At 66.6% G+C, this 24,908-nt stretch carries 17 protein-coding genes; 4 read left to right on the top strand and 13 right to left on the bottom strand.

Going from position 1 to position 24,908, the window contains the following annotated elements:
• Positions 1–93: 93 nt before the first annotated feature.
• Positions 94–1,035: an acetyl-CoA carboxylase, carboxyltransferase subunit beta gene (gene accD / locus X265_RS00400; protein ID WP_092289413.1), complete on the top strand. Its 942-nt coding sequence runs from the start codon at positions 94–96 to the stop codon at positions 1,033–1,035.
• Positions 1,032–2,375: a bifunctional folylpolyglutamate synthase/dihydrofolate synthase gene (locus X265_RS00395; RefSeq protein WP_128963124.1), complete on the top strand. Its 1,344-nt coding sequence runs from the start codon at positions 1,032–1,034 to the stop codon at positions 2,373–2,375. Before accD ends, X265_RS00395 begins: the two co-directional genes overlap by 4 nt.
• A gap of 118 nt (positions 2,376–2,493) precedes the next feature.
• On the opposite strand, the gene X265_RS00390 is transcribed toward X265_RS00395, so the two are convergent.
• The 12 genes from X265_RS00390 to ubiE form a co-directional block, all read right to left on the bottom strand.
• On the bottom strand, positions 2,494–3,501 hold the full coding sequence (locus X265_RS00390) for an ATP-dependent DNA ligase (RefSeq protein WP_128969086.1): 1,008 nt from the start codon (positions 3,499–3,501) through the stop codon (positions 2,494–2,496).
• Between the two features lie 145 nt (positions 3,502–3,646).
• Positions 3,647–3,967 carry a thioredoxin gene (trxA, locus tag X265_RS00385; protein WP_092289405.1) on the bottom strand — a complete coding sequence of 107 codons (321 nt, stop codon included), beginning with the start codon at positions 3,965–3,967 and terminating at the stop codon, positions 3,647–3,649.
• A 69-nt stretch (positions 3,968–4,036) separates the two neighbouring features.
• The gene (addA, locus tag X265_RS00380; RefSeq protein WP_164938350.1) at positions 4,037–7,546 is read right to left on the bottom strand and encodes a double-strand break repair helicase AddA; all 3,510 of its coding nucleotides are present in this window, start codon (positions 7,544–7,546) and stop codon (positions 4,037–4,039) included.
• A complete protein-coding gene (gene addB, locus X265_RS00375; protein ID WP_128963122.1) occupies positions 7,540–10,683 on the bottom strand; it encodes a double-strand break repair protein AddB in 3,144 nt (1,047 codons plus the stop codon). Before addB ends, addA begins: the two co-directional genes overlap by 7 nt.
• Before the next feature lie 210 nt (positions 10,684–10,893).
• Entirely contained in the window at positions 10,894–11,616 is a 723-nt protein-coding gene (locus X265_RS00370; RefSeq protein ID WP_128963121.1) for a nucleotidyltransferase family protein, read from the bottom strand.
• Positions 11,617–11,738: 122 nt separating this feature from the next.
• Positions 11,739–12,056 carry a PilZ domain-containing protein gene (locus X265_RS00365; RefSeq protein ID WP_128963120.1) on the bottom strand — a complete coding sequence of 106 codons (318 nt, stop codon included), beginning with the start codon at positions 12,054–12,056 and terminating at the stop codon, positions 11,739–11,741.
• 89 nt (positions 12,057–12,145) lie between these two features.
• Positions 12,146–13,666: a tRNA (adenosine(37)-N6)-threonylcarbamoyltransferase complex ATPase subunit type 1 TsaE gene (gene tsaE / locus X265_RS00360; RefSeq protein WP_128963119.1), complete on the bottom strand. Its 1,521-nt coding sequence runs from the start codon at positions 13,664–13,666 to the stop codon at positions 12,146–12,148.
• Positions 13,663–16,167 carry a sensor histidine kinase gene (locus X265_RS00355; protein ID WP_128963118.1) on the bottom strand — a complete coding sequence of 835 codons (2,505 nt, stop codon included), beginning with the start codon at positions 16,165–16,167 and terminating at the stop codon, positions 13,663–13,665. Before X265_RS00355 ends, tsaE begins: the two co-directional genes overlap by 4 nt.
• A 400-nt stretch (positions 16,168–16,567) precedes the next feature.
• Entirely contained in the window at positions 16,568–17,026 is a 459-nt protein-coding gene (gene dut, locus X265_RS00350) for a dUTP diphosphatase (RefSeq protein ID WP_128963117.1), read from the bottom strand.
• Positions 17,023–18,471: a bifunctional phosphopantothenoylcysteine decarboxylase/phosphopantothenate--cysteine ligase CoaBC gene (coaBC, locus tag X265_RS00345; protein WP_128963116.1), complete on the bottom strand. Its 1,449-nt coding sequence runs from the start codon at positions 18,469–18,471 to the stop codon at positions 17,023–17,025. Before coaBC ends, dut begins: the two co-directional genes overlap by 4 nt.
• 72 nt (positions 18,472–18,543) lie before the next feature.
• Positions 18,544–20,118, bottom strand: coding sequence for a 2-polyprenylphenol 6-hydroxylase (gene ubiB / locus X265_RS00340; protein ID WP_128963115.1), 1,575 nt, complete (start codon positions 20,116–20,118; stop codon positions 18,544–18,546).
• Positions 20,115–20,876, bottom strand: coding sequence for a bifunctional demethylmenaquinone methyltransferase/2-methoxy-6-polyprenyl-1,4-benzoquinol methylase UbiE (ubiE, locus tag X265_RS00335; protein ID WP_128963114.1), 762 nt, complete (start codon positions 20,874–20,876; stop codon positions 20,115–20,117). The genes ubiB and ubiE overlap by 4 nt, the downstream gene beginning before the upstream one ends.
• A gap of 81 nt (positions 20,877–20,957) precedes the next feature.
• Here ubiE and mutM point away from each other — a divergent pair, with 81 nt between their 5' ends.
• Entirely contained in the window at positions 20,958–21,863 is a 906-nt protein-coding gene (gene mutM / locus X265_RS00330; protein WP_128963113.1) for a bifunctional DNA-formamidopyrimidine glycosylase/DNA-(apurinic or apyrimidinic site) lyase, read from the top strand.
• Between the two features lie 270 nt (positions 21,864–22,133).
• On the opposite strand, the gene X265_RS00325 is transcribed toward mutM, so the two are convergent.
• Positions 22,134–22,877, bottom strand: a complete 744-nt coding sequence (locus X265_RS00325) for a ParA family protein (RefSeq protein ID WP_128963112.1) — start codon at positions 22,875–22,877, stop codon at positions 22,134–22,136.
• A gap of 244 nt (positions 22,878–23,121) precedes the next feature.
• Here X265_RS00325 and ggt point away from each other — a divergent pair, with 244 nt between their 5' ends.
• Positions 23,122–24,801, top strand: coding sequence for a gamma-glutamyltransferase (gene ggt, locus X265_RS00320; protein ID WP_128963111.1), 1,680 nt, complete (start codon positions 23,122–23,124; stop codon positions 24,799–24,801).
• The last annotated feature ends 107 nt before the right edge of the window (positions 24,802–24,908 follow it).

The following is a 24,908-nucleotide window of genomic DNA, read 5'->3' as shown; positions in this document are numbered from 1 at the left end:
GGCGCAGGCGACACGGCGGCTTGTCGGGCATCGGCCCGGCCGCCATATAGTCCTTCAGGCGATCCCTTGGGGGATCGTACATCGGAGCAAACCATGAACTGGCTTACCAATGTGGTCCGGCCGAAGATCCGCAACATGCTGCGGCGGGAGACGCCGGAGAATCTGTGGATCAAGTGCCCGGATTCCGGACAGCTCGTGTTCTACAAGGACGTCGAGGCCAACCAGTTCGTCATTCCCGGCTCGAACTACCACATGCGCATGGGCGCGGTGGCGCGGCTGAAGTCGATCTTCGACAATGAGACCTGGTTCGACATCGCGCTGCCCGAGGTCACGCCCGATCCGCTCAAGTTCCGTGACGAGAAGAAATACGCCGATCGCATCAAGGACGCGCGGGCACGCACGAACCTCAATGACGCGGTCAAGGTCGGCTACGGCAAGCTCGAAGGTGCCGGCGTCGTCGTCGCCGTGCAGGATTTCGACTTCATGGGCGGCTCGCTCGGCATGGCCGCGGGCGAAGCCATCGTGCGCGGGATGGAGCTTGCGGTCGAGAAGAAGTCGCCGTTCATCGTGTTCGCCGCGTCGGGCGGCGCGCGCATGCAGGAAGGCATCCTGTCGCTGATGCAGATGCCGCGCACCACGGTCGCGGTGCAGATGCTGCGCGAGGCCAAGCTGCCCTACATCGTCGTGCTGACCAATCCCACCACCGGCGGCGTCACCGCGTCCTATGCGATGCTCGGCGACGTGCAGATCGCCGAGCCCGGCGCGCTGATCGGCTTCGCCGGCGCCCGCGTGATCGAGCAGACCATCCGCGAGAAGCTGCCCGAAGGCTTCCAGCGCGCCGAATATCTGAAAGAGCACGGCATGGTCGACATGGTCGTGCATCGCCACGAACTGCGTCCGACGCTGGCGCGGCTCTGCCGCCTGCTGACCAAGGCACCGGCGCTCGAGAGCGCGTCGAAGCCGGCGCAGGCCGTCACCAGTCCGGCACAGATCGTATCGGCCCCCGAAACGGCGCCGGCTGCGCCTCACGCGTGAACGCCTCTCCCGACAGCACAAAGTCGCCGCTCGACGCAGTGATCGGGCGGTTGTCGGTCCTGCATCAGAAGCGCATCGATCTCGGGCTGGAGCGGATGCATCGCCTGCTCGAGCGGCTCGGCCATCCCGAGCGCAAGCTGCCGCCGGTGATCCACGTCGCCGGAACCAACGGCAAGGGCTCCACGGTGGCTTACTTGCGCGCCACGCTGGAGGCCGCCGGCTTGCGCGTCCACGCCTACACCTCGCCCTATCTGGTCCGCATCAACGAATGTTTTCGCCTCGGCCGCGTCGGCGGCGGCGTGCTCGTTTCCGACGACGAATTGCGCGCAGCTTTGGAAGAGGTCGAGCGCGTCAATGCCGGCGAGCCCGCCACGCTGTTCGAGCTCAAGACCGCTGCCTCCTTCCTCTTGTTCGCACAAAACCCTGCCGACGCGGTGCTGCTCGAAGTCGGCCTCGGCGGCCGGCTCGATTCGACCAACGTGGTCGATGCGCCCGCGGCCTGCGTGATCACGCCTATCAGCATGGACCACATGGATTTCCTCGGCGACACGCTGGCATCGATCGCCGCCGAGAAGGCCGCGATCATCAAGCGGGGCGTGCCCGTGGTTTGCGCCGAGCAGAGGGGAGAGGCGATGGCGGTCATCGAGGCGGAGGCCAGGCGCATGCGCGCACCGCTGCTTGCCGCCAATGAAAGCTGGCACGTCAATGTCGAGCGCGGGCGCCTGGTCTATTCCGACGACCGTGGCCTGATGGATCTCGCGGCGCCGCGCCTGTTCGGCCGCCATCAGTTCGACAATGCCGGCCTTGCCATCGCGACGTTGCGCGCAGTCCCGACCTTCAAAGTCAACCAGGCGGCGTTCGAGGCCGGCATCGTCGGTGCCGAATGGCCGGCCCGGATGCAGCGTCTCACCTCCGGCGAGCTGCTCTCCTGGGGACCGCAGGGGAGCGAGATCTGGCTCGACGGCGGCCACAATGCCGAAGGCGGCCGCGTCGCCGCCGCCGCGCTCGGCGATCTCGAAGAGCGGGTCTCGCGGCCGCTGGTCGTCATCGCAGGCATGATGGCCAACAAGGACGCGCAGGCGTTCCTCGCCAATTTCGCCGGCCTCACCCGTCACATCGTCGCGGTGCCGATACCCGACACCGAGAATGCGATGCCGGTCGATCGTCTCGCCGACGCGGTCCGCAGCCTCGGCATGCGCGTCGAGATCGCGCCCGGCATCGAGGCCGCGCTGCGCGCGCTGTCGCGGCTCGCCTACGAGGTGCCGCCGCGGATTCTGATCACGGGCTCGCTCTATCTCGCCGGGCACGTGCTCGGCCTCAACGGCACGCCTCCTGCATGAGCTTTCTTGTCCCGGACGCGGTGCAGCGTGCAACGCTGCTCCGCAGAGCCGGGACTCAGAATGCCGCAACATGGGCCCCGGCTCAGCAGCGCTTCGCGCTGCGTCCGGGGCAGGAGCATCACTTCAACATCTTCATCGGGTTCGCCACCTTCTGCTTCAATTGCTCGAACGTGCACTGTCGCGGCGCCTTGTCCGGACGCCAGCGCAGGATCGAGGTGCCGTGGCGGAAACGTTCGCCGCTGAAATGGTCGTAGCAGACCTCGATGACGAGCTTCGGCTCGAGCGGGCACCACTTCGCCGAACGTTCCGTCGACCAGCGGCTCGGCCCGCCCGGCGCATTGCCGGTGAAGCCGGGTTCGCCGATCAGCGCTTCCAGCCGGTCGGTCAGGGCAGGCTTTTCAGCCGCCTTGATCGCGGAGGTGAAGCCGACATGGTGCAGCAGGCCCTTGTCGTCGTAGAGTCCGAGCAGCAGTGAGCCGACCACCTTCCTCCCCGAGATCTTGTTGGTCGCATAGCGGAAGCCGCCGACCACGCAATCGGCGCTGCGAAACTTCTTGATTTTCTGCATGCCGTCGCGATTTCCCGCCTGATAGGGCAGGTCCATGCGCTTGGCGATCACGCCGTCCGAGCCGCCGCCGGATTGCGCCAGCCATTTCTGGGCCGTGGCGAAGCTTGTCGTCGCAGGCGAGAGGCGAAACAGGCTGCTCTTCAGATTGGTCTTCGCAAAGGCCTCCAGTGCCGGCCGGCGCTCGCTGAGCGGCGCCCCGGCAAGCTCCCGCTGCTTGGCCGTCGCGAGCAGATCGAAGACGAGATAGAGCGCCGGCGTTTCCTGCGAGAGTTTCGTCACACGGCTTGCGGCCGGATGAATCCGCTGCAGCAGTGCGTCGAAGGAAAAGCCCTTGGCCTGCGGCACGACGATCTCGCCGTCGAGCGTGAACCGGTCCGCCCTCAGCTTCAGCGCCGCGGCGACGATTTCAGGAAAATAGCGCGCGAGATCTTCACCGGACTTCGAGCGGAGATCGACGTGGCCGCGCTCGCGCGAGAGCAGGCAGCGAAAGCCGTCCCATTTCGGCTCGTACTGCCACTCCTTGCCCCGCGGGATCGCATCGACGGAACGAGCCTCCATCGCGACCAGCGAAGCCGATTTTCGCGCGCGTTTTGCGGGAGGGGCAGGCAAGGGCGGGACTCATCACACGCAGGACACGTTCCCTCAACGCAAACGGCCGGCATTTCGCCGGCCGTTGTCGAAAATAATTAGTGGCGCGGGTGGATCAGACCGCAGAGGTGATCCACTGCTGCAGCTTCGCCTTCGGCGCGGCGCCGACCTGGCGGGAGGCCATCTCGCCACCCTTGAAGATCATCAGGGTCGGGATCGACATCACGCCGTATTTCGAGGCGGTCTTCGGGCTCTCATCGACGTTGAGCTTCACGATCTTGACCTTGTCGCCCATCGCGCCGGCGATCTCGTCGAGGGCGGGCGCGATCATGCGGCAGGGGCCGCACCATTCGGCCCAGAAATCGACGACCACGGGGCCGTTCGCCTTGAGCACTTCGGCTTCGAAATCGCTGTCGGAAACCTTGCCAACGGCCATTGGAGTACCTCATTCGGTTGAAAGAGAATCGGCGCGACCTGGAATCGCGCCGGGGATCATGGCGTCAACCTATGAACGGCCCCTTGCCGGGTCAAGGACGCTCACACCGAGATGAACGGATGCCAGCGCCGCGTCCAGCGCGGGGGGCGAAATCTCCATGTATTCAAGGGCCTCGGTCCAGAGAAGGACGGCGCGGATGGGCTTTTGGGGATAAAGCCGCGACAGCACCGCCCGGTACAACGCAAGCTGCCGGACATAGGCGGCGGGCGCCTCGGCCGCGGTCCTGGGCGCGGCCTGGTTGGTCTTGAAATCGACGATCAAAACCTCCTCCGTACGAACGACCAGCCGGTCGATCTGGCCCGACACCAGCGCCGGCGGTCGCCCGGGCCGGTCGAGCTTGCCGACAATGGCGACCTCGGCCCGGCTGCCCGCGGCAAACACGGCTGCAAAGCGCGGCTCGGCAATCAGGGCGAGCACCTTGTCGGCGAGCGCAACGCGCTCAGCCTCCGCCCAGTCCGAGGCATTGCGCGCCATGAAGCCGAGCGCGGCCTCGCGGCGGCGTTCTACGGCCATGTCGGGCAGGGATTGCAGGAGACGGTGCACCAGCGTGCCGCGCTGCAACGCCAATGCGCGCGACTGCACCGATTCGCCTGATCGCACGCTGCGGCCTTCCTCCGCCGCCTGGCCGGACGGGCGCACCGGATCGTCCTCGATCATGTCGCGTGGTGCGCGCGTCCGCAGCCAGTCCGGCAGCGTGACCGAATGCTCTATTGAGGTCGCGGGCGGGCCGAGCGCAACGACGTCCTCGGGGCGGGCGAATCGGGTGACCTTGCCGAGCGGCGTCTCGATCGTCTCCTTCGCCAGGCCCGAGCCGGACAGCCCGGTGTCGATCAGATCGTACCAGCTCAGCTTGCGCACGGTCCGCATGTTGCCGGGCATGCAGCCGCCGACGATCAGCCGGTCGGCCGCGCGCGTCATCGCGACATAGAGCAGGCGGCGATATTCGTCCTCGGTCTCTTCCAGCATGGCCCTGCGCGCGTCCGCGACGGGCTTGGGATCATCGGCCTTGCGGCCGGCCCAGACCACGACCTCGCCGCCATTGCCGCGCGGCACGTGGATGAGGCGCACGCGCTGCGAGTCCGCGGGCGACGACGTGGTGTCCACCATGAACACGACGGAAGCTTCGAGGCCCTTGGCGCCGTGCACGGTCATGACCCGCACCTCGTCGCGCGAGATCTCCATGTCGCGCTTCACCTCGGTGTCGGCCGAGCGCAGCCAGGCCATGAAGCCCTGCAGCGAGGCCGGCGCCTTGCGCTCGCAATTGAGCGCCAGCTCCAGGAATTCGTCGAGCGCGTCGTTGGCTTCATGGCCGAGCCGGCGCAGGATGCGCGCCCGGCCGCCGTCGCCGCCGAGCAGCCATGCATAAAAGGCGAACGGCGTCTCCTCGCGCGCGCGGATCTCGCACGCTTCAAGCCGCCGCAGCACGGTCGCGAACTTCTCGCTGTCCGCCGCATGCTCGCCGAGCGCGCGGCGCAGCGATCCCTTGCGGGTGTGGGCGAGCTGGAACAGATCGTCGTCGTCGAGGCCGAACAGCGGGCTCTTCAGCGCCACCGCCAGCGCAAGGTCGTCCTGCGGCAGCAGCAGCGCATCCGCAAGGTTCATCAGGTCGATGATCGCGATATGCTCGGTGAGCTTGAGGCGGTCGGCGCCGGCGACCGGGATGTTGGCGTGCTTCAGCGCCTGAATCACGGCATCGAACGCGTTGCCGCGCCGGCGCACCAGGATCAGCATGTCGCCATAGCGCAGCGGCCGCCGCTCGCCTTCGTGACCCGTCAGCGTGCCGCTCTCGACCAGCCGCTTGATCTCGGCCTGGATGCGGCGGGCGAGCTTGACCTCGGGGCTGGTGACGGCGACGCCGTCGAACGGCGCGCGCCAGCCCTCGATCTCCTGCCGGCCGTCGGCCTCCGCGAGATCCCACAGCTCGATCACGCTGGGGCCGGCATCGGCGAGCGCATTGTGCAGGGGATGGCCGATCTCGACCGCATGGATGCTCTTGTAGATCTGGGGATCACGAAAGACGTGGTCGACCGAGTGCAGGATCGTCGCGCCGGAGCGGAACGAGTAGGTGAAGGCAACGGGATCGAACTTCAGACCGGCCGCCGTGAACTTGCGATGCAGCTCGCGCCGGCGCGCGTCGAACTCGTGCGGCGCTGCGCCTTGGAACGAGAAGATCGACTGCTTCTCGTCGCCGACCGCGAAGACGGTGCGGTTCAACCCGTCGCGCGCGCCTTCGCCGGCGGTGAACTCCGAGATGATGTGCGCGACGATGTCCCATTGCCGCGGGCTGGTGTCCTGGGCTTCGTCGATCAGGACGTGATCGACGCCGCGGTCGAGCTTGTAATGCACCCAGCCCGAGGAGATGCGGTCGAGCATCGCCAGTGTCTTGTCGATGAGATCGTCGTAGTCGAGCAGGCCGCGCTCCTGCTTCTCGCGGCGGTAGTTGGCGGCGGCGGCGGTCGCGATATGCAGCAGGGCCGCGGTACGGTCGCGCATGGTCACGGCGCGGCGCCTCTCGATCAATCCGCCGAGGCGAGACGCTTCGTTCTCGAACAGGCGCGCGACCGACGGATTGTGCTCGCCGAACTTCTTGGTCAACACCGCCTTGCGCGGCACCTTCTCGTCCGTGAGGAAGACGCAGAGATAGGCATCGACCTGCGCGGCGCCGGAGAACGCCTTGGCTTCGCGGAGCCGGCTCGCCTGATCGTTGTCGGATTTGCTGCCTTCCTCGAGCGCAAACGCAATGTCGTCCCAGCGCGAGCGCGGCAGGAATGGGCCGTCGAGGATCTCTGTCTCGACATCCTCGATGCCATCGTTCGGATCGACACCCAGCACGGCGGCCATCTGTTCGGCCGCTGCACCGGCATTGCCGGCCTCGTCGGTCCACGCCATGAAATGGTCGCGGCTCAGGCACGCCTCGCGCACGACCTCCTTGAAGGTGACATCGGCCGCGCTCGCCATTGCGGTCAGCAGCGCACGGCCGGTGACGCTGTCAGGTTCCCTTGCGGCCTCCAGCAGCACCTTCAGATTGGCCCGCTCCATCATGTCGTTCTGGTCGCGATCGTCCATGACGGCAAAGCGCGCGGGCACGTTGGCCTCAAACGGGAATTGCTGAAGCAAGCGTGTGCACAGCGCGTGGATGGTCTGCACCTTCAGGCCGCCCGGCGTCTCCAGCGCGCAGGCAAACAGCTTTCGTGCTTCGCGGCGCAATTTCCGATCAGGATGCGGGATGCCGACGGCGCGGATCGCGGCGTCGAGCGCGGTATCGTCAAGCGTCACCCAATGGCCAAGCGTGGTGAACACGCGCTCGGCCATGTTGGCGGCGGCGGCCTTGGTGAAGGTGATGCAGAGGATCTTCTCCGGCGGAACGCCCGAGAGCAGCAGGCGGATCACGCGCTGCACCAGCACATGGGTCTTGCCCGAGCCGGCATTGGCCGACACGAAGGCCGACGCGGTCGGGTCGGACGCACGCGCCTGCCGTGCGCGCACTTCATCCGGAATGGGACGCGGGGCCTTCACCATTCCTCGATCCCCAGGCCGCCGGCCGCGGACCATTCCTTGATCCGGGCAAGGTCGTCATAGGTGCCGTAGCGGTTCGCCCACATCGGCAGGTTCAGCGAGGTGTAGGGCTGGTTCTCGTCCTCGAAGGCGCGGATCAGTGCCTCCAGCTTGGCGCGTGCCTCGGTGGCGGCCGCATCTGGTGGCTGCGGTTCGTCGCCCGGCTTGTATTTGAGCTCGAGGATGCGCTCCTCGCCCGGCGGATTGTTGCCGCTCAGCCTGATATAGACGAGCTGGCTCACCGAGGCGCCGGCGTCGATGTCGGGAAAGCCGCCTTCGCGCAGGATCGCCGCTTCCAGCGTCAGCTGCGGCGACAGCCCCATGCGGACCTGCTTGCCTGATGGCGGCTGGCCGGTTTTGTAGTCGAGGATGGCATAGCTGCCGCCCTGGCGCCGCTCGATGCGGTCCGCGCGCGCGGAAAGGATAAAGCTGCGCTCATTGTCGAGCCGGATCGAGATCTGGCCGCGCGTCTCGGCGGTGATGGCTTCTATCGCGTCGCGCCGCGCCGTCTCCCATTCCCCGAACCAGCGCGCGATGCGCTGGAAGCGCGGCCACCACAGCGCGCGCGCCTCGGGCCGCTCCATCAGCGGGGCAAAATGCTTCTCGCCGATCGCCCGGAGCACGCGGGCGGGATCGTCGGGCAGGCGCGTCGCATAGCTTTCGGTGAATTCGCCGATCGCATCGTGGATCGCCGAGCCGCGATCCGCGGCCGACAGCGGCATGTCGACGGGATCGAGCGCATCCAGCCGCAGAATATATTTTGCATAGATCGTGTAGGGGTCGCGCAGCCAGTCCTCGATCGCGGTGACCGACATCTTCAGCGGCCGCGTCGCGCGCGGCGGGCGCGGCTCGGGCTGCTTGACCGGCTCGACCTTATCGGGCTGATCCAGCGCGCCCGCGAACCGCACGTATTTCTCGCCGGCACGGACAGCCGCCTTCCAGAGCTCGTCGCCCGCGACGGCCTCAAGCCGGTGCAGGAAGCGCGAGGCCACGGCGGGCGCGCCGCCGGCCTTGGCCGAATGGGTGAGAATCACCTCGTCGCCGCCGAGCAGCTGGGCGAAGTCGTGCGCGGAGAGGCCGATACGCCGCTCCGGAAGATCGAGCCCGAGCTCGTGCCGCATCGGCCGGCTGAGCCAGGGATCGATCCGCGGCGCCGGCGGCCAGACGCCCTCGATCAGCCCGCCGATGATGATGCGGTCGGCCTGCATCAGGCGCGATTCCAGCGGGCCATAGATCTGCAGGCGCGCTCCCGGCTTGTCCCGCCGGCGCACGGCGCGGTCGCTGAACGCGGTCTGGAAGACGTCGGCATAGTCGGGCAGCGTCACCATCAGGCCGCTGGTCGTGCCGCCGCGCAAGAGATCGTCGAAGGCGCCGGCAAGCGCAAGCCCCTCGCGCTCCTCGAAGGCCAGCGGAACGCCCTGCTCGTCGCGCGACAGCGCGATCATGATCTCGCGATGGCGATGCGCCAGCTCGGCGAAGTCGAACGGCTTCGATGCCGCGAGACCTTCGATCGGCGCCAACGCTCTCTGCAATGTATCGATCAGCGCCGCGATGCGGTCGAGATCCTCGGCCTTGAGGCGCGCGCGTGGTTCGGCGGCGTGCAGCGCGGAGGCCTCGTTGCGCCACAGCTTCGCCAGCTCCTCACGAAAGCGGTTGAACTCGCGCAGGAGACCGCTTGTGCCTGCAGGCGGCCGCGTGCCCCGCAGCACCGCAAGCTCGAGGTCCTCGATCGCGGCCTTCCAGGCGCCGGATGCGCGACCGAGCCGGCACAGCGGATGTTTCAGCATCGCCAGCAGCGTCGGCGGCTCCAAGCCCCTGGTCGCCGCCTCGGCCGCGAGGCGCGCGAACACGCCGGCCGAGGTTTCCATCAGCACGTCGCCGCCGGAATCATCGAAGGCAAGGTCCCATCGCGTCAGCGCGGCCATCACCCGCCGCGCCAGCGCGCGGTCCGGCGTCACCAGCGCCGCCGATTTGCCCAGATGCCGCGCCTCGCGCATCGCGATGGCGATGGCGAGCGCTTCCATTTCGGGATTGGGCGCTTCGACCACCGCGAGGTTTTTCATGCTGCCAGCGATCTTCGCTGCGACATCGGGCTGCTTCAGCCGGTCGTGCCAGACTTCCGTCTTGGCGGAGGGGCGCATCGATTCGGACGCGAGCAGATCGCGGCCGTCGTCCGCCGGCGGCTGGAGAATCTCCACATCGCTGCGCTTGATGCCGAAGCGATCCAGCAGCGCATGCATGGCATATTGCGGATGGTTCGAGGTAGGATTCTCGGTGATGCCCAGCAGGTCCCTGCTGCCGCCGATGCTGCGCCAGGCATCCTCGTCGAGATCGGTGTCGAGACCAGGCAGCACCACCGCGCCATGCGGCAGCGAAGCGACCGCGTGCAGAAATTTAGCGGTCGCCGGCATCGAGCCGGTCGAGCCGGCTGCAATCACGGGCCCGTTCGGATGCGCGGTCAGCCGTTTGGCTTCCGCGGCGATCAGCAGATCGCGCCGTGCCGCCGGCTCGATCCGGTTGATCTCGGCAAGATGTGCGGGCCAGGCGATGCGCGCGATGCGCAGGAAGTCGAGCGAGTGCTGCCAGTAGCGGTCGAGCATATCGGGCACGAGGCCGTCGAGCGCGCTCCATGCGACGCCGCGCGTCACCATGTCGTCGATCAGGCGGGCGAGATCGCCGGCCAGCGCCAGCGTCGAGGCGGGGCCGCCGACCACCAGCGGCGCCAGCACCGGACCCTTGGCCCAGGCGGCAACGAGCTGGGCCAGTGTCAGGCGCCGTTCCAGCTCGCCGAGCCGCGGCGGAATCTCGAGCGGCGTGGCGCCGGAAAACTGCTCGCCTTCGTCGGCGAAGGCGAGCTCGTCCTCGTCGATGTCGCCGAGCGCGACGATGCGCGGCAGCACCACGGCATCGGCCTTCATCTCGTCGAGAAAGATCTCGCGGACGACGCGCATGGCGCGCCGGGTTGGCAGGTAGAGTGTGGCATCCGCCAGCCGCGCCGGTTCCTTGCGCGCCTCGAATCCGTCCACCAGCCGCCCGTCGAGCAGAGCCGAGACGATCGTGTGCAGGAACGGAACTGAGAGCGGAACGCTGAAAACGCGCATGGTCTGCCTGATTCGAAGGATCAGGCAATATAGGGACGCGGATTCAAATGGTCATGGGGCGGGGTGAAGTCGTCCCCGTTGTTCGCGGGAAACGGTCTCGTAGGGTCGGCAAAGCGCAGCGTGCCCACGCATTTTCTGCGATCGAGAGAGATGGTGGGCACGGCGCCAGTGCGCCTTTACCCACCCTACGGCACCGTCTTCGTGGCAGGCCTACGCCACGCTCTCCAGAAACGCCTCTTCCGCGGCGTGCACCGCGTCGGGCGTGCCGACATGCATCCAGACGCCGTCGAGGCGCAGGCCGAACAGGCGCTCCTGCTCATTGGCGCGGTCGAACATCCTGGTCAGCGAGAACTCGCCCTGCGGCGCGCCTTCGAAGATCCTGGGCGACAGGATGGCGGCGCCGGCATAGACGAACGGGACGATCTCTTTTTCCTTGCGCTTGCGCAGGGCGCCGTCGGGCAGCATGCCGTAATCGCCGCGGCCGCCATAGCCGATGCTGGTCGCCGTCGGCGCCATCAGCAGCAGGATGTCCATGCGGTCCGGGTCGAAATTTTCCGCGAGCCGCGCCAGGTTGGAGCGCACGCCGTCGATCCACAGCGTGTCGGAATTGACGTGGAAGAACGGCGCGTCGCCGAGCAGCGGCAGCGCCTTGACCACGCCGCCGCCGGTGCCGAGCACCTGGTCGCGCTCGTCCGAGATGATCACGCGCGGATGCTGGCGGGTTGCGGTGTGCTCGATGATCTGGTCCGGCAGGTAATGCACGTTGACCACGGCCTCGGCGACGCCGGCCTGAGCCAGCTTGTCGAGCACGTGGTCGAGCAGCGGCTGTCCCGCCACCGGCACCATCGGCTTCGGCATCTTATCCGTCAACGGACGCATGCGCAGGCCGAACCCCGCGGCGAGCACCATGGCTTTGGTCGGTTTGACGGACATCCTTCGCTTTCTCGAACCTCGAAGTCTCTATTTGCGGCAGCCTAGCACGGGCCCCGACCCGCCGCACCGCGTCTGAACCGCCTTAGCCACCCGCCGTGACGGTTGTGCGACGTGTGTTGCCGTCACGCCCCAGCGGCTGTGGAACGCGCCTTTTTCTTCTTGTCGCCGGCTTTCAGGAAATTGACGCCGATCTGGTCGCCATTCACCCAGGCCAGTTCGCAACGCCGGTACGCAAGCCCGGTCGACGACAGCACCAGGAAAAATTCCTTCAGGTGCAGACCCTCGACGGAGCCGTCGATGGTCAGCTTGGCGCCGGTCTCGGAGACGTCCTCCATGGTGCAGTCGCGCCGCCAGGTGCCGTCGATGCCCATCATCTGGGCCGGTACCCCACGCTCGAAAACGACCCTGTTGGTCCCGCGATGGTCCGCCTTGACCGCCATCTGCCCTGCTCCAGCCCCCGTATTCATCCGGCTGCCCGCGGGCGAGGATACCGGTGCGATGGCTAACAGCCGGTAAACCGGTTCCTGTTTCAGGATTGGGGCGGCGGGACGTTGGCGAGGTACCAGTCGCGCAAAGGCTCGAGCGCGGGATGGGCGAGGGAGCGCTGCAGATAGGTCCAGATCCGCGGCTGATGGCGCAGGTAATGCGGCTTGCCGTCGCGGCGGTTGAGCCGGGCGAAAGTGCCGAGCAGGCGCGTGTTGCGCTGCGCCGACATGATGGCATAGAGCTCGGCAAAACCGGCCGGATCGAAGCTTGCATCCTCGGTGCGGCGCGCCTTGATGTAGCGCGACAGCAGCGTCAGCTCGAGCGCTTCAGGCACGTCGATGCGCGCATCCTGCAGCAGCGACACGACGTCGTAGGAGCGCGGGCCGAGCACGGTGTCCTGGAAATCGATCACGCCGACGCGCTCGATACCGGTGCGATCCGCGAGCCAGATCAGATTTGGCGAGTGGTAGTCGCGGATGATCCACGTCTTCGGGGCGGCCAGCGGCTTCTTCAGCAATTCGCGCCACATCGCGAAGAATTCCGCGCGCTTGGCCTCGCTCAGCGGCGCGTTGCGGTCGGGCAGGTACCATTCCGGCATCAAGCCGATCTCGATCAGCAGCGCCTCGGTGTCGAAAGCGGGAATCGTGTAGGTCTGCCCGTCCAGCGGCAGGGTTTCCGGCAGCGACCTTCCGTGGAGCATGGCCAGCACGTCAGTTGCCGCCTCATAGCGCTCGGGGATCGGCCGCGGCGGATTGCCTTCAACCACGCCTTCGCTGCCGAAATCTTCCGAGATCAGGAAGCCGTGGTCGAGATCGACATGGTGGATCTTCGGCGCGGAAATTCCCTGCGCGCGCAGGCCCTCGTCGATCGCGACGAACGGTTTGATGTTCTCGGCGAGATGCACCGCGGCGCTGTAGGACTTGCCATTGTAGATCGCAGCGCCATCGGGGCGCTGCGGCGAGTTCATGAGGATGACGATGCCGTCGTCGCGGAACAGGCGCGCATAGGAGCGCGTCGAGGCATCACCCGCCATGCGTCTGCGGCCGGCGTCGAGATAGCCTGACGCGTCGAGGAATTCGCGCAAGGACTTCAGCCGCGCAATGGTCGCGGCGCTCTTGCCGTAGCCGGTGATGTCGGCGGCGCGCGCCGTCGATCCCAGCTCCGGGCGATGCGTCAGCGCGATATCGATGCGGTCTTCGGGCATCGCCGATGGCGCGCGCTCGGGCCATTCGATCAGCACCAGCGTGGCGTCGGGCAAGGGCGACAGCCCGATCTCCTCGAGCTCGCCTTCATCTTCCACACGGTAGAGGTCGGCATGCATGACAGGAAATGCCGGCAGCTCGTAGCCCTGCACCAGCGTGAAGGTCGGGCTCGGCACTTCCAGCCCGTCGTCGCCGGCGAGATAGCGGATCAGGCTGCGCGCGGCCGCGGTTTTCCCGGCGCCGAGATCGCCCGTCAGCGTGATGGTGTCGCCGGGGCCGATCAGGAGCGCGAGGTCGGCCATCAATTGCGCAGTCGCCGTCTCGTCTTGGAGCGCAACGGAGAGTGTGGCTGGTTCGCTCATTCGGCGGCGTCGCGATGCGCCGCCTGGTCGGTCGGGAAGTCGCAAGTGACGACCGTGCCTTTGCCGACGACCGAATCCACCTGCACCTTGCCGCCATGCAGCTCGACGAAGGAGCGCACCAGCGACAGGCCGAGCCCGGCGCCGCGATGACGCGAGCCCTGGGAGCGGCTTTCGAACCAGTTGAACACCTTGTCCTTCATGTCGGCGGGTATTCCAGGTCCGGAATCTGTCACAATGAAGACCACGCTGTGCTCGGTGCGGCGCGCGCTGATGCCGACGGTGGAATCCTGCGGCGAGAAGCCGACTGCGTTGGCGAGCAGATTATAGAGCACCTGCACCACGCGCTTCTCGTCCCCGATGAAGCTGCCGACGTTGGGCGCGATTTCGACCTTGAGGCGGATGCGGTCGGTGGCGAGCCGGTCCTGGATGCCTTCGGCGGCGAGCTCGATGGTCTTGCTGACGTCGACCGGGCCGAGCTCCAGCTTCATGGCCCCGGCGTCGATGGTGGCGAGATCGAGGATGTTGTTGGTCAGCGCCAGCAGCGCGTTGGTCGATTTGGTGACGTAGTCGAGATATTCGGCCTGCTTCGGCGTCAGCGGCCCGGTCGAGGGGTCGCTGAGGAAATGCGCGAAGCCGATGATGGTGGTGAGCGGCGAGCGCAGCTCGTAGGAGACGTGGTGGACGAAATCCACCTTCATCTGGTCGGCGGCTTCCAGCGCCTCGTTGCGCTCGCGCAGCGCGCGCTCGACATTCTCGGTGTCGGTGATGTCGAGGAAGGTCAGCATGGTGGCGCCGTCGTGCAGCGGACGGATCATGCCGTCGAGCACGCTGCCGTCCTTGCGCTCCAGCTTCAGCGGTACGTCGGCGCGGTTCTCGATCGAGGTGATGGCCTCGCGGATCTGGCGCCAGACCGCGGGGTCGTCGAAGAGCTGGTGGCACCAGCCTTCGACGGTCTGGATGTGCGGCTCCTCGCGCATGGAATCGTTCGAGAGCTTCCACATCCTCAGGAACGCCGGATTGAACAGCTGCGCCTTGCCGTTGCTGCCGAACACGGCGACGCCCTCGGCGAGGCTGTCGAGCGTCTCGCGCTGGACCCGGATCATGCCGTCGAAGCGGCGGGCGAGCTCGAGGCTTTCGGTGACGTCGTCGAACAGATAGGTGACGCCGCCCTCGGGATTGGGCGTGGTCACGACCGACAGCGCGCGGCCATCGGGCAGGTACCAGGTGTCCTTGGCGGCCTCGACCGCGTGGTAGGCCTCGTGCAGCTTGGCCTTCCAGGCGCGGAAGTCCGGTTGCTCCGGCAATTTGCGCGCGGCGCGGAGCTGGTCGAGCACGCTGGAATCGTCGGGGTGGGTGTCGAGGAAGCTGCGGTCGAGATCCCACAGCCGGCGGTAGGAATCGTTGTAGAAGGCGAGCCGGCGCTGGCCGTCGAACACGGCAACGCCCGACGAGAGCTGGTCGAGCGTGCGGCGATGCGCCTCCGCCATCCGCACCAGCGCCGCGCTCAGCGCATCGGCCTCGCTGGCATCGATCGCGACGCCGACGCTGCCATGGCCGACATTGACGGCGCGCACGTCGTACATGCGGCGCTCGCCGCCGATCACGATCGGCAGGCGCGAGGTAAAACTCGCAGCCTCTTTCAGGCCGCGCTCCATGGCGGTGCGGTCGGCGCTGTCGAGCAGCTCGAGCTTGCGGTCCTGGGCGTCAGCGATGCTGGTCGCCTCGGTGGCGCGGACATAGGCCGGGTTGGCAAAGGTCAGCGCGCCGTTCTCGCCCTTGGCCCAGATCGGCCACGGGCTAGCTGCGGCGAAGCCGCGCAGCATCTCGGTTTCGTCGGAGAGCGCCCTGTAGCGCAGATTGGTCTCGGCCAGGTCGCGCCGCAGACCGGACAATTCGCGAATCCGGACAATGGCCTGGCCGCCGATGGCGCGGCCGATCGCTTCCAGCGTATGGCCGTTGGCGGTGGTCAGCGTCAGCTGGAAACCGTCGCCGCGTTCGCGCAAGTGATCGACGGCGTGATCCATCTGCAGCGCCGGTTCCGGCGGCAGCCAGGTTCCAAAGGCGAGCACGCGCTGCGGCGACGAATCACGCGGCAGCACCATGGAGATATCGCCGGAGATCTGCGCGCGATCGTCGCCGGCCGGCCAGGAGATCAGGACCTGCGGTTCGGCGAACAGCAGCGCGCCGAAGCGGTCGGCCTGCAACTGGAGTTCCCTGATTCGCCCGCGCAACGCCGCCTCGCTCTTGGCGGTGCGCACGCGCGTGCGCATCAAGAGGATCGCAGCCATGACCGAGAAGCCGAGCAAGGCCAGCGCAGTGGCCAGCACCGCGAGCTCCTGCCGGTTGAAATCCAGCAATATCGAGAGTGTATCGACAAGGTCGGAGGCTTTCGCCGGCTCAGCCGGCAGCAGCGCTGCGAGAGCGCCTCCCAACAAGCTGTTGCGCGCCAACGATGTGCACGACAACAGCGTCCGACGCATCGACACGATCACGCCTGACATAGTTGCCCCAAGACCGCACGAATTTACGCGCGGCGACCCCCGCCGCGCGCGAATCAAAAGACAATACCCTCACCGCGACTCCACCGGTAAGAGTCCAGATCGTGAACGCAAAGGCGGTCTTACAAAAATGCCGAGTGTGGAGTTCCGGCGTCACGTAATTCCGCGGATGAGACTGCGCGTCAGCCGATGCGGATGAGACTCGATCGCGCTCCAACGCAGGTAGGTTCCCTCCCCCCTTGTGGGGGACGGTTAGGGAGGGGGGTAGCCAAGCAAAAGGTGCTGATGATGCAGCGCTAGCGGTACGGCGGAGAGAATCCTCGTGTGGCCCCCCTCCCTGCCCCTCCCCCACAAGGGGGGAGGGAACGGAGAGAGCGCGGCGGTCGATTGAGCTCGATGCGACTTACCGCCCCGTCGACCCAAACCCACCGGCGCCACGATCGGTCGAGGACAGTGTGGCCACGGGAACCAGCGTGGCCTGAAGCACCGGCGCGATCACCATCTGCGCGATGCGCTCGCCGCGCTTGATCACGAACGGGCTGGCGCCGTGGTTGATCAGGATCACCTTGATCTCGCCGCGATAGTCGGCGTCGATGGTGCCGGGCGTGTTCAGCACGGTGACGCCGTGCTTGGCGGCAAGCCCGGAGCGCGGCCGCACCTGGGCCTCGTGTCCCGGCGGCAAGGCAATCGCCAGCCCGGTCGGCACCAGCGCGTATTGGCCCGGCGCGAGCGTGATCGGCTCGCCCTCCGGCACCGCCGCCATCAAATCGAGGCCGGCGGCCTGCGCGGTTTGATAGGTCGGCAGGGCCAAGCCTTCCGCATGAGGCAGGCGCTGCAGTTCGACCGTGACTTTGTTGCTCAAGATGCCGGCTCCGGAGATTTCTTGGTCGCGCTTTTCACGATATGCGCGACCAGCTCGATCGCGACCTGTTCCTTGGTCATGACAGGCCAGGAATCAACTGTGATCTCGTTGTTGTTCTCGGCATTCTTGCTGATGAGGTGCACGGTGTTGCGGTCGCCGCCCATCACGCCTGTGGCGGGCGAGACGTCGTTGGCGACGATCCAGTCGCAGCCCTTGCGGGCGAGCTTGGTCTTGGCATTCTCGATGAGATGCTCGGTCTCGGCGGCGAAGCCGATCACCAGCGGCGGGCGCTTTTCAGTGAGCTTGGAGATCGTGGCGAGGATATCGGGGTTCTCGACCAGCTGAAGCGGCGGCATGCCGGCTGACGTCTTCTTCAGCTTCTGCTCGCCTTCATTGGCGACGCGCCAGTCGGCGACGGCGGCGGCGAAGATCGCGATGTCGGCGGGCAGCGCGGATTGCACCTGCTCCAGCATTTGCCGCGCCGATTCCACGTGCTTCACGGTGACGCCGGCGGGATCATCGAGATCGACCGGGCCGCTCACCAGGACCACCTCGGCGCCCGCGGCCTGCGCAGCGGCGGCAATGGCAAAGCCCTGCTTGCCGGAGGAGCGATTGGCGATATAGCGCACCGGATCGATCGGCTCGTGGGTGGGTCCCGCCGTGATCAGCACGCGCTTGCCGGCGAGCGGCCGCGGCACCGGCGGCCGCAGCAATTTCTCGGCGGCGTTGGCGATTTCGATCGCCTCCGACATGCGGCCGATGCCAGCTTCGCCGGCTTCGGCCATCTCGCCGGAATTGGGGCCGATCAGCACCACGCCGTCGCGCTGCAGCTGCGCGACGTTGCGGCGGGTGGCGGCGTTGTTCCACATCAGCGGATTCATCGCCGGCGCCAGCAGGATTTTTCTGTTGGTCGCGAGCAGGATCGCGCTGGCGAGATCGTCGGCATGGCCGTTCGCCATCTTCGCCATCAAATCGGCGGTGGCCGGCGCCACCACGATCAGATCGCAGTCGCGCGCCAGCCGGATATGGCCGGCGTCGAACTCGCTCTGGGGGTCGAACAAGTCGGTATGGACGCGCTCATGCGACAGCGCGCTTGCAGCCATCGGCGTGACGAATTGCTGCGCCGCTTTGGTCAGCACGCAGCGGACCTCGATGCGGCGCTCCTTCAGCCGGCGGATCAGATCGAGCGACTTGTAGGCGGCGATGCCGCCCCCGATGATCAGGGTGACGCTGGCCTCGGGGAGGGCGCCGGTGCGCTGGGGCGCCGGGACGCCGGATGGTGCGGGAGGCGCCGAAAACGGCGTCAGCGGCTCCTCGCGGCCCTCGATCAGCTCCCGCAGGATGACTCGAACCTCTTCCTCCACCGACCGGCGATTCCTCGCCGATCGCAGCCGCAAATAGGTTTTGACGGCGTCGTCGAGCTTGCGGATGGTCAGGCTTGCCATGACGCCCCTCCAGCACGGAATGATAGCGATGCTATCACCCGCGTGATTGCAATGCAATCACGCTTTTGGAGATCAGAGATTCCGGACAGCGATCAGGATGCCGATGAAGGTCACGGCGATGATCCAGACTGCCACGGTGCGCCAGCGGTTCTTGCGGCCCTCGCTGCGTCCCATCGCGGCGATGCTCTCCGGCGACAGCCGGATGCCTTCCCGCGTCATGGTCTCGAGCTGCTCCAGCACCTTAACCGAGCGCTCGGCGATGTCAGGCAGGCGCATCAGCACCTTGGCGAGCTCGCCGCCGCCGGCGAGCGCGCCCTGCACGCGGCCGATGGGTCCGAGATTGCGCTCGATCCATTCGCGCACGACGGGGTCGGCGACCTTCCAGATGTCGAGCCTGGGATCGAAGCCGCGCGCGACGCCTTCGACCACCACCATGGTCTTCTGCAGCAGGATCAGCTCGGGCCGCGTCGTCATGTCGAACAGGCCGGTGACCTCGAGCAGCAGCGTCAGCAGCCGCGCCATCGAGATCTCCTCGGCGGTGCGGTTGTGGATCGGCTCGCCGATGGCGCGGATGGCCTGCGCGAAATTCTCCACCGAATGATGTGCAGGTACGTAGCCCGCCTCGAAATGCACCTCGGCGACGCGGCGATAGTCGCGCGTGATGAAGCCGAGCAGGATTTCGGCGAGGAAGCGCCGCTCCTTCATGCCGAGCCGGCCCATGATGCCGAAATCGACCGCGACGAGGCGGCCGGCGTCATCGAGGAACAGATTGCCCGGATGCATGTCGGCGTGGAAGAAGCCGTCGCGCAGCGCGTGGCGCAGGAAGCTCTGGATGATCTTGCGGCCGAGATCGGGCAGGTCGACCTGCGCTTCTTCGAGGCGCTTGTGGTCGTTCAGCGCGATGCCGTCGATCCACTCCATCGTCAGCACGTTGTGGGTGGTGCGGTCCCAGTCGACGGCAGGCACGCGAAAATCAGGGTCGTCCTGCGTGTTCTCCGCCATCTCCGACAGCGCCGCGGCCTCGAGCCGCAGGTCCATCTCCATCGCGACGGAGCGCGACATGGTGTTGATGACCTCGACCAGGCGCAGGCGCCGCGCCTCGGCCGAATAGGTCTCGGCCTTGTGCGCGACGTAGAAGAAATCGGAGAGGTCGCGGCGGAAACGCGCCGCCACGTTCGGCCTGAGCACCTTGATCGCGACGGCCCGGCGAATGCCGTCGCGCTCGACCTCGCCGCGATGCACCTGCGCGATCGAGGCGGCCGCGACCGGCGGTCCGAAGCTGGCGAACACATCCGTCAGCGGCCGTTCCAGCGACGTGGTGATCGCAGCCTCCGCTTCGGCCTGCGAGAAAGGCGGCAGCCGGTCCTGCAGGCTTTCGAGATCGCGCGCCATGACGACGCCGACGACGTCAGGGCGTGTGGCCAGGAACTGCCCGAGCTTGAGATAGGCCGGGCCCATCCGCGTCAGGGCGCGCGAGATCCGCGGGCCGTGCTTGGCGCCGCGGCGTTCGACCAGACGCGCAAGCTTCAGCGCGAGCTGTCCTGGCGGCGGCACCAGGCTGGGATCGACGGAGCCGAACACGCCCTCGCGCGCAAACACGAACGCGGCGCGGATCAGGCGCGAAATGTGGGTGATGGCAGAAATCACAAACGCCAGCCCGAATGCAGTGCGACGATGCCGCCGGTCAGTGTCTGCCAGCCGACGCGGGAGAAGCCGGCCTCGCGGATCATGTCGGCGAACACGTTCGGCTTCGGAAACCTGCGGATCGATTCGACGAGATATTGGTAGGATTCGGCATCGCCCGTAACCATGCGGCCGAGCGGCGGGATCACCTTGAACGAGAACAAATCGTAGAGCTTGTCGAGCCCGGGCATCTCGACGGTCGAGAATTCAAGGCACAGGAAACGGCTGCCGGGTTTCAGCACCCGATAGGCCTCGCGCAGCGCCTTGTCGATCTGCGGCACGTTGCGGATGCCGAAAGCGATCGTATATGCGTCGAAGCTGCGGTCGGCGAAGGCGAGCGCTTCGGCATTGCCCTCGACGAAATCGACCTGGGTCTCGAGGTGGCGCTTGGCGGCACGCTCGCGGCCCACCGCCAGCATGTCGGAATTGATGTCGAAGACGGTGGCGTGAAAGCCGGGACCCGCCGCCTTGGCGGCGCGGAACGAGATGTCACCGGTGCCGCCGGCGACGTCGAGCAGTTTGAACGGCCGGTCGCTTCGCGGCGGATCCAGCGCGTTGATCATGATGTCCTTCCAGATCCGGTGCAGTCCACCGGACATCAGGTCGTTCATCAGATCATAGCGCGACGCCACGCTGTGAAACACATCGTTCACCAGCGTCTGCTTGTCCCCCAGGGGAACGTCTTTGAAGCCAAAATGCGTGGTTTCGCCCGGCCGATCCATTACTCTACTCCACTGGGCGGACCATAGCCCGCCCGCCGCAATGGCGCTATCACACCGCCCTCATAAGGTGAATGCCTGACCATGCCTGAATTGCCCGAAGTCGAGACCGTCCGCCGCGGCCTTCAGCCCGTCATGGAGGGGGCCAAAATCGTCGTCGCGGAGGCTCGCAGGCCGGATTTGCGCTTTCCGTTCCAGCCGGACTTCGTGGCCCGGCTCCAGGGGCAGATCGTCACGGGCCTCGGCCGCCGTGCAAAATATCTCATGGCCGATCTCGCCTCCGGCGATGTGCTGTTGATGCATCTGGGCATGTCGGGCTCGTTTCGCGTCATCAAGCCGGACAACGAGGCCGCGCCTGGCGAGTTTCACTATCCCAGGGGCAAGGACTCCGCGCATGACCATGTGCTGTTTCGGATGTCTTCGGGTGCCGACATCGTCTTCAACGATCCCAGGCGCTTCGGTTACATGAAAGTGATTGCGCGCCACGCGCTCGAAGACGAGCCGTTGCTGCGCGACCTCGGCCCCGAACCGCTCGGCAACGAGTTCGATGCCGCCATGCTGGCGCGCGCCTGCGCAGGGAAGGCGACGAGCCTGAAGGCCGCGCTGCTCGACCAGCGCGTGGTCGCAGGGCTCGGCAACATCTATGTCTGCGAAGCGCTGCACCGCTCGCATCTGTCGCCGCGCCGCATCGCCGCGACGTTGTCGACGAAGGCCGGACAACGCAAGGGCGTTGCCGGGGGCGAGCCGACCGATCACGCCAAGCGCCTGGTCGGCGCGATCCACACCGTGCTGAACGATGCCATCAAGGCCGGCGGCTCGTCACTCCGCGACCATCGCCAGACCTCAGGCGAGCTCGGCTATTTCCAGCATTCCTTCAAGGTCTACGACCGCGAAGGCGAGAAGTGCACCACGCCGCGCTGCGGCGGCACGATCAAGCGGTTCGTCCAGAACGGACGGTCGACGTTCTGGTGCCCGAAATGTCAGAAGTGAGAGGGACCGCAGCCGGAAGACTGTGAATCTCTGGGACGAACCAACCAATAGAGCACCTTAGCTCGCGAACAGCCGTTTTGCCTGACGAGTAAGACGTCTGGGGGCCGTCGCCGCGGCAACTCGGCTGACCGCGGTTCTACTGTGCATGGGGTTGTTTTCGACAAAACGCGAAGCGAAGCAATCCGGCCGGGCTGGTGGCCGGATTGCTTCGTCGCTTGGGCTCGTTCACCGGACGGCGAAGAGCCGCTGGGTCTCGAGCGATTGCCCCGCTCAGGACGCCAGAGTGGTGGTTTCGTCCGCCGCGAGCTCGCTGGCCGCATGCAGCATCCCGTCGGCCGCCGACATCACCTCATCGATCAGGACATTGGTCGTGGCCTCGAGCTCGAGACGGGTCTCGATCCAGCGCCAGAGGCCGCGAATCTCTTCCGTCGACTTGCCGTTCGGGGCGAATTCGCTGACGGCGAGGCCCGAAGCGAGCGAGTCCTGATGGTCGTTGCGCATCACGATCAGCGGACGTGCGAGCACTTCAGCGAGATCGAGCGCGGCTTCCTCGGCGAGCGCGCTCGCGGCATTGTCGATGCGCTGGCCGCGGATCGGCGTCTGGTTCAGCACGAAGCTGTAGGGACGCTTCCAGGCGCGCGCGACGCTGAGCGTTGAGACGGTCGCCTCGATGTCGGCGACGCTCGGGCGGGCCGGGATCAGGCAGAGGTCCGAGTAGCGGATCGCGGCGGTGGTCGCTGCGGAAAGGCCCGCCGCGGTATCGACGATCGCGAGCTGGAGGCCGCTGTCGGCCAGCATCTTCAGCCGCGGCGCGAGATCGGCGGCGTGATAGATCGGCTCGACGACGATATCGTCGTTGTTGCGGCGGCGCTGCCAGTTGGAGAGGGTGCCCTGCGGGTCGGTCTCGATCAGGCGGACGGTGAAGCCGGCCTGCTTGGCAGCCAGCGCGAGGCCGACGGCGAGCGTGCTCTTGCCGCTGCCGCCCTTTTGGGTGGCCAGTACGATCGTGTGCATGGGAAGATCAATCCTTTGGAGTGCTTGGGTCTTACGGGTAACGCCACGCGAACGTGCATCGCTTCTTGATGCTGAGCTCTTCTCGCTCAGGACGTGCCTTGCCCGATCCAAAGGGGACCGCGGATGTCCGAATCAACGCTGACGATGATGGCAGAATCGGGAATGCCAGCTAATCCGTACCAATACTGGACCCGTATTCGCGCGTATGATGTGCTTGCCGCAGTGAACAAGAAAGGCGAGCGGCATGGGCGGCAACTGGCGCGAACGGACGGCAACCAGCTTCGAATGTCAGAAGATGCCGGCGGTCTCGAGCCGCGGCATGGTGGTCAGCAATCATCCGCTCGCCTCCAGCGCCGGTGCCGAGATGCTGGCCGCCGGCGGCAACGCCATCGATGCCGCGATCGCGACGCTGTTCACGCTGACGGTGGTCGAGCCGATGATGGTCGGCATCATCGGCGGCGGCATGGCGCATATCCGCCTCGCCGATGGCAGCCACCGCGTCATCGATGGCCAGAGCACCGTCCCTGCTTCGGTGCGTGACACCACCTACACATCCAAGCCAGGCTCGGCGCACGACGTGTTCGACACCGTCGGCAACGAGAACCTCAACGGCCCGAAGGCGGTTGCGACGCCGGGCTCGTTGAAAGCCTGGTGCGAGACGCTGCAAAGGTTCGGCACCATGTCGCTGGCCGACGTCATGCAGCCGGCGATCAAGCACGCCGCGCGCGGCTATGCCGCCACGCCTTACCTGCACGAATGCATCAGCGAGTGCGCCGCCGAGATGCGCAAGGACAAGCCGATCGCCGCGATCTATCTGCCCAATGGGGAGCCGCTCAAGGTCGGCGAACGCGTGGTGCAATCGGAATATGCCGAGACGCTCCGTTATATTGCCGATCATGGCGAGGCGGCCCTCTACGGAGGGCCGCTCGGCGATATCCTCGTCGACTACATGGAGAAATCAGGCGGTTTCATCCGCCGCAACGATCTCGCCAACTACAGGACCGTCGAGCGGCTGCCGATCCGCGCCTCTTATCGCGGCTGGACCATTTTCGGTCCCCCGCCGCCGGCGGCTTCCGGCGTGCATATCACGCAGATGCTGAACATCCTGGAAGGCTACGACATCGGCGCCCTCGGCTTCGGAACGTCAGAGACCATCCATTACCTCGCCGAAGTCCTGAAGATCGCCTTCGCCGATCGTGCCGCCGCCAGCGGCGATCCCGATTACGTCGGCGTGCCCGTAGAGAAGCTGACCTCGAAGGCTTACGCCGAGGAGCGCCGTCGTACGATCGATCCGGCGCGGGCGCAGGCCTTTGGCGCCGGGGTGACGCAGCTCGAAAGCGCGCATACCACGCATCTAACGGCGGCAGACAGTTTCGGCAACGTGGTCGCGACCACCCAGACCATCAACAATCTCTTTGGCGCCAAGATCATGATCCCGGGTCTCGGGGCCATCGCCAACAATTACATGAACCTGTTCGATCCGCGGCCGGGCCATGCGCTGTCGCTGGCGCCGGGCAAGCGCGTCACGACCTCGATGTCGCCGATGATGGCGCTCCGCGACGGCAAGCTGCGCTACGCGCTGGGCCTGCCCGGAGGCAAACGCATCTTCCCAAGCGCGATGCAGGCGCTGCTCAATCTGATCGATCACGGCATGAGTCTGCAGGAGGCCGTCGAGGCGCCGCGGGTCTGGACCGAAGGCAATGCGCTCGAGGTCGAGCAGACCATCCCCGAGAGCGTCCGCACAAAGCTCACAGCGCTTGGCCACAAGGTGCAGCCGGTCGCGACGGTCGCCGGCGGCATGAACGGGATCGCCTTCCATGACGACGGCACCATGACGGGCGCCGCCTGCTGGCGGGCGGATGGCACGCCGGTCGGAATTTCGGGTGGTCTTGCGAAGAGCGGGATCAGGTTCAGGCTGAGTTAGGCTTCATGCCCCGGACGCAGCGCAGCGCGAAGCGGTGGGCTGCTGAGCCGGGGCTCAGAAATCCACCAACACGGCGCATGAGGATGCTTGGGTCCCGGCTCTGCGCA

The sequence above is a fragment of the Bradyrhizobium guangdongense genome (assembly GCF_004114975.1).
Taxonomy (GTDB): Bacteria; Pseudomonadota; Alphaproteobacteria; order Rhizobiales; family Xanthobacteraceae; genus Bradyrhizobium; species Bradyrhizobium guangdongense.
Note: the sequence above shows the minus strand (reverse complement) of the source record. Positions and strands in the feature narration are given on the sequence as shown.